Annotated in this window: 6 protein-coding genes; 5 read left to right on the top strand and 1 reads right to left on the bottom strand. The window is 63.3% G+C overall.

Annotation, left to right across the window (positions count from 1 at the left end):
• On the top strand, positions 1 to 487 hold a 487-nt coding region (locus tag EOA33_RS24920; RefSeq protein ID WP_145989268.1), incomplete at its 5' end, for a biotin transporter BioY.
• 51 nt (positions 488 to 538) lie between these two features.
• Here the strand turns inward: EOA33_RS24920 and EOA33_RS24915 are convergent.
• Entirely contained in the window at positions 539 to 1,480 is a 942-nt protein-coding gene (locus EOA33_RS24915) for a UDP-glucuronic acid decarboxylase family protein (RefSeq protein ID WP_126055838.1), read from the bottom strand.
• Positions 1,481 to 1,702: 222 nt separating this feature from the next.
• On the opposite strand from EOA33_RS24915, the gene rfbA reads away from it, so the two are divergent.
• The 4 genes from rfbA to EOA33_RS24895 all read left to right on the top strand — a co-directional run.
• Entirely contained in the window at positions 1,703 to 2,584 is an 882-nt protein-coding gene (gene rfbA / locus EOA33_RS24910) for a glucose-1-phosphate thymidylyltransferase RfbA (protein ID WP_127406834.1), read from the top strand.
• A 1-nt stretch (position 2,585) separates the two neighbouring features.
• Positions 2,586 to 3,140 (top strand): dTDP-4-dehydrorhamnose 3,5-epimerase, encoded by a 555-nt coding sequence (rfbC, locus tag EOA33_RS24905; RefSeq protein WP_127406833.1) that lies wholly within the window; start codon positions 2,586 to 2,588, stop codon positions 3,138 to 3,140.
• A gap of 13 nt (positions 3,141 to 3,153) precedes the next feature.
• Positions 3,154 to 4,230 carry a dTDP-glucose 4,6-dehydratase gene (gene rfbB / locus EOA33_RS24900; protein WP_126055835.1) on the top strand — a complete coding sequence of 359 codons (1,077 nt, stop codon included), beginning with the start codon at positions 3,154 to 3,156 and terminating at the stop codon, positions 4,228 to 4,230.
• Positions 4,227 to 4,725 (top strand): NAD(P)-dependent oxidoreductase (locus tag EOA33_RS24895; RefSeq protein WP_127406832.1); only part of this gene is annotated, 499 nt, incomplete at its 3' end. The genes rfbB and EOA33_RS24895, both read left to right, overlap by 4 nt.

The following is a 4,725-nucleotide window of genomic DNA, read 5'->3' as shown; positions in this document are numbered from 1 at the left end:
GCTCCTGACCCTATCGGCCAAGACCAAAGTCGTGCTCGGCCCGGTCGACATCTCGCTGCAGACGCTCGCCGTGTTGCTGATTGCATCGGCGTTCGGCCTGCGCCTCGGCGTGGCCACGCTGCTTCTCTACATGGCCGAGGGCGCCATGGGTTTCCCGGTCTTCCAGGGCACGCCGGGGAAGGGCATCGGCGTCGCCTATATGCTCGGCTCCACCGGCGGCTATCTGGCCGGCTTCGTCGTCATGGCGGCGATCGTCGGCTGGGCCGCCGACCGTGGCTGGGACCGTCATCCGGTCAAGCTCTTCAATGCCATGCTGGTGGCCGAAGTGATCATGATGGCGATGGGCTTCGCCTGGCTGGCGATGCTGATCGGTCCGGAAAAGTCCTGGCAGTTCGGCGTCTTGCCCTTCATCGTCGGCGACCTGATCAAGGTGGCGCTCGCCGCGAGCCTGGTGCCGGCCGTCTGGTCGCTGCTCAAGCGCGCCTGACGCCAATCAAAGTGAAAGGAGCCGGCTGGCAGTCTCTGCCCGCCGGCTTTTTCATGCCGTCGCCAAACGACGCTGGAAATAGGCAACCGTTTGCCTCAAGCCGTCTTCCAGACTGACCCGCGGCCGCCAACCGAGCGCCGCCCGCATGAGCGAAATGTCCGGGCATCTTTGCCTTGGGTCGTCCGTGGGCAAGGGTCGGAACTCCAGTTTGGAGCCGCCACCGACAAGCCGAAGCACATGTTCGGCCAGTTCGATCATCGTCACCTCATGCGGGTTGCCGATATTGGCCGGGCCCGTGAAATCGGCGGGCGATGCCATGAGCCTCAGCAGGCCGTCGACGAGATCGTCGACATAGCAGAAACTGCGCGTCTGGCGGCCGGTGCCGTAGATTGTCAACGCCTCGCCGCGGATCGCCTGGACGATGAAATTGCTGACGACTCGCCCATCGTCCGGGTGCATGTTCGGGCCATAGGTGTTGAAGATGCGCGCCACCTTGATCTCGGTGCGGGCCTCGCGCCAGTAGTCGAAGAACAGCGTTTCGGCGCAACGCTTGCCTTCATTGTAGCAACTGCGCGTGCCGATCGGGTTCACCCGCCCCCAATAGGTTTCCGGCTGTGGATGCACTTCCGGGTCGCCATAGATCTCCGAAGTGGAGGCCTGCAGGATCCTTGCGCCTCGAGATCTGGCGAGATCGAGCATATTGATGGCGCCGAGTACGTTGGTCCTCGTCGTCCGGATCGGGTCGTTCTGGTAGTGGATGGGCGCTGCCGGTGAAGCAAGATGGTAGATGCCGTCGACGTCCAGGTCGAGCGGCAGCGTCACGTCATGTTCGATCAGCTCGAATGCCGGAACTGTCAGAAGCTGACGGATATTGTCCCTCGATCCGGTGCTGAAGTTGTCGGCGCAGACCACTTGATGTCCAAGCTCGACAAGCCTGCCGCACAGATGCGATCCGAGAAAGCCGGCGCCGCCGGTGACAAGAAGTCTGGCCATGGGATTTCCGTTTTCGCGGCCGGTCCGTTGCTGTTTAGCACCGGATCGCGATTTGCCAACCGACAAACCTCGCGCCGCTGGTCTGATTGTCGTCGGGCGTGCGGCCGGGTGGCCGCAGGCCTGGCCGGTCGGGGCGCCGACGGGCATCGAGATTGACAAGCCATCGTGCGAAACCTTAGCAGGGTGGTGCTGAAGGGGGTTCGGCGTGGCCAGGAGGATCTGTTGAAGGGAATTATCCTTGCGGGAGGCAACGGGGTCCGTCTCTATCCGCTGACGCTGGCCGTGTCCAAGCAGATACTCCCGATATACAACAAGCCGATGATCTACTACCCGCTGAGCGTGCTGATGCTTGCCGGAATCCGCCAGGTCCTTATCATCTCAACCCCCCGCGACTTGCCGGCATTCCAGCAGTTGCTGGGCGATGGCTCGGAGTTCGGGCTCGACGTTTCCTTTGCTCCGCAGCCCCACCCCAACGGCCTTGCCGAAGCCTTCATCATCGGTCGCGACTTCATCGGCAAGGACAATGTGTCGATGATCCTTGGCGACAACCTGTACTTCGGGGAAGGCCTTTCGCAGCTCTGCCGCATGGCGGCGAAGCGCGAACGTGGCGCCTCGGTGTTCGCCTACCGTGTCGAGGATCCGGAGCGCTATGGCGTGGTCTCATTCGACAAGACCGGCGGCAGGGCTTTGACGATCGAGGAAAAGCCACATAGACCCAAGTCCAACTGGGCCATTACCGGCCTCTATTTCTACGACAACGATGTCGTCGACATCGCGTCGAGCATCCGTCCGTCGAAGCGCGGCGAACTCGAGATCACGGCAGTCAACAATATCTATCTCGAACGCGGGCAGTTGCAGGTGCATCAGCTTGGTCGCGGCTATGCCTGGCTCGATACCGGCACGCACGACAGCCTGCACGAGGCAGCATCCTTCGTGCGCACCATCGAGCACCGCCAGGGCATCAAGGTGGCTTGCCCGGAGGAGATTGCCTTCGAGCAGGGCTGGCTGACGGCCGACAAGGTACTTGAACGCGCCGCTCGCCTTGGCCAGAACGAATACGCCGCGTATTTGCGCAGGCGCGTCAGCGAGTTGTCGGAGAACTAGGGTGCTGGAGATCATCCAACTCGGCCTCGACGGCCTGGTGGAGATCGTCCCGAAGCGTTTTCACGACGCTCGCGGCTATTTCGTCGAGGACTGGAACGCCCAGCGCTTCGCCGAGGCCGGCATCGATCTCCGTTTCGTGCAGGACAACCGCTCCTATTCCGCCGCCGCCGGTGTGGTGCGGGGGCTTCACTATCAGTTGCCGCCGCATGCTCAGGAGAAGCTGGTGCGCGTCGTCAGAGGCAGGATCCTCGACGTCACCGTCGACATTCGCCGCGGCTCGAAGAGCTTTGGCAGATGGGTCGCCGTCGACCTGTCGGCCGAGAAAGGCAATCAGGTCCTGGTGCCGAAAGGCTTCGCGCATGGATTCGTCACGCTCGTGCCGGATACCGAGGTTCTGTATAAGGTGACCGATATCTATTCGCCTGCCCATCAACGGTCGATCCGTTTCGACGACCCCGCCGTCGGCATCGAATGGCCGGCAATGGCGGGTGGGTTCCAGCTTTCGGACAAGGACCTCGATGCGCCGGTGCTTGCCGCCGCGGAGGTGTTTGCGTGAGGAGGGGAGCGGAATGAATTTCCTGGTGACCGGCGGTGCCGGCTTCATCGGCTCGGCCGTGTGCAGGCACCTATGCGCCAATCCGGCCTACCGCGTGACCAATCTCGACAAGCTCACCTATGCCGGAAATCTGGCGTCGCTGCGCGCGATCGAGAACGCGCGCAATTACAAATTCGCCCACGCCGATATTTGCGACGAGAGGGCGGTGCTGGAGATTTTGCACCGCGACGCCATCGACATCGTCATGAACCTCGCTGCCGAGAGCCATGTCGATCGCTCGATCGAGGGGCCCGGCGCTTTCATCGAGACCAACATCGTCGGCACGTACCGCATGCTGAATGCGGCCCTGGAATACTGGCGTGACCTGCCGCAAGGGCGCAAGCGCCGCTTCCGCTTCCATCAGGTCTCGACCGACGAGGTGTTCGGCGATCTCCCCTTCGACGGTGGCATGTTTGTCGAGGAGACGCCCTATGCGCCATCGTCGCCATATTCCGCCTCGAAGGCCGCCTCCGATCATTTGGTGCGGGCCTGGCACGAGACCTATGGCCTGCCGGTGGTCCTTTCCAACTGCTCGAATAATTACGGGCCCTATCATTTCCCCGAAAAACTCATTCCCCTGGTCATCCTCAACGCGCTCGACGAGAAGCCGCTGCCGGTCTATGGCGCCGGCGCCAATGTGCGCGACTGGCTCTATGTCGAGGACCATGCCAAGGCGCTGGAGCTTGTCGCCACGAAGGGGCGGACGGGCGAAAGCTACAATGTCGGCGGCAATTCGGAACGCAGCAATCTCGGTGTCGTCGAAACGATCTGCGATCTTCTTGACCGTCGACGGCCACGCGCCGCCGGCGGCAGCTATCGCGACCTGATCACTTTCGTCACCGATCGTCCGGGTCATGACCGCCGCTACGCGATCGATGCCTCCAAGATCGGCCGCGACCTCGGCTGGTCGCCGACGGAGGACTTCGACAGCGGCCTGGCAAGGACCGTCGACTGGTTCCTCGACAACAGATGGTGGTGGGGGCCGATCCGCGACCAACGCTATGCCGGCGAGCGGCTGGGCCAGGCCGAGAACAGGAAGGGCGCGGCGTGAGGCTTGTCGTGACCGGGCGCGAAGGCCAGGTCGTTGCCAGCCTGCTTGAAGCCGGGCGCGGGCTGGAGGGCGTGGAGGTCGTTGCCGTAGGCCGGCCGCGACTCGACCTGGCGCAGCCCGACACGGTGTTTGATGCGCTGGCGGCATCGAGGCCCGATGTCGTCGTCTCCGCCGCCGCCTACACCGCTGTCGACCAGGCCGAGGACGAGAAGGAAATGGCCTTTGCGGTGAACGCCACCGGGGCCGGTGCCGTCGCCGGGGCGGCGGCGCGGCTTGGCGTTCCCATCATCCATCTTTCGACCGACTACGTCTTCGACGGCACCAAGGACGGCGCCTATGTCGAAACCGACGCCACCGCGCCGCTCAATGCCTATGGCGCTTCGAAGCTTGCCGGCGAACAGGCGGTGGCGGCGGCCAATCCGCGTCATCTGATCCTGCGCACGGCGTGGCTCTATAGCCCTTTCGGCAGGAACTTCGTCGAGACCATGCTGAGGT

Origin of the sequence: Mesorhizobium sp. M4A.F.Ca.ET.050.02.1.1 (assembly GCF_003997725.1) — a bacterium.
Classification (GTDB): Bacteria; Pseudomonadota; Alphaproteobacteria; order Rhizobiales; family Rhizobiaceae; genus Mesorhizobium.
This window is presented reverse-complemented; position numbering and strand designations above follow the sequence as displayed.

Coding starts and splice junctions, on each gene's coding strand:
- EOA33_RS24915 (WP_126055838.1), bottom strand. CDS start 1,480: ATGGCCAGACTTCTTGTCACCGGCGGCGCCGGCTTTCTCGGATCGCAT.
- rfbB (WP_126055835.1), top strand. CDS start 3,154: ATGAATTTCCTGGTGACCGGCGGTGCCGGCTTCATCGGCTCGGCCGTG.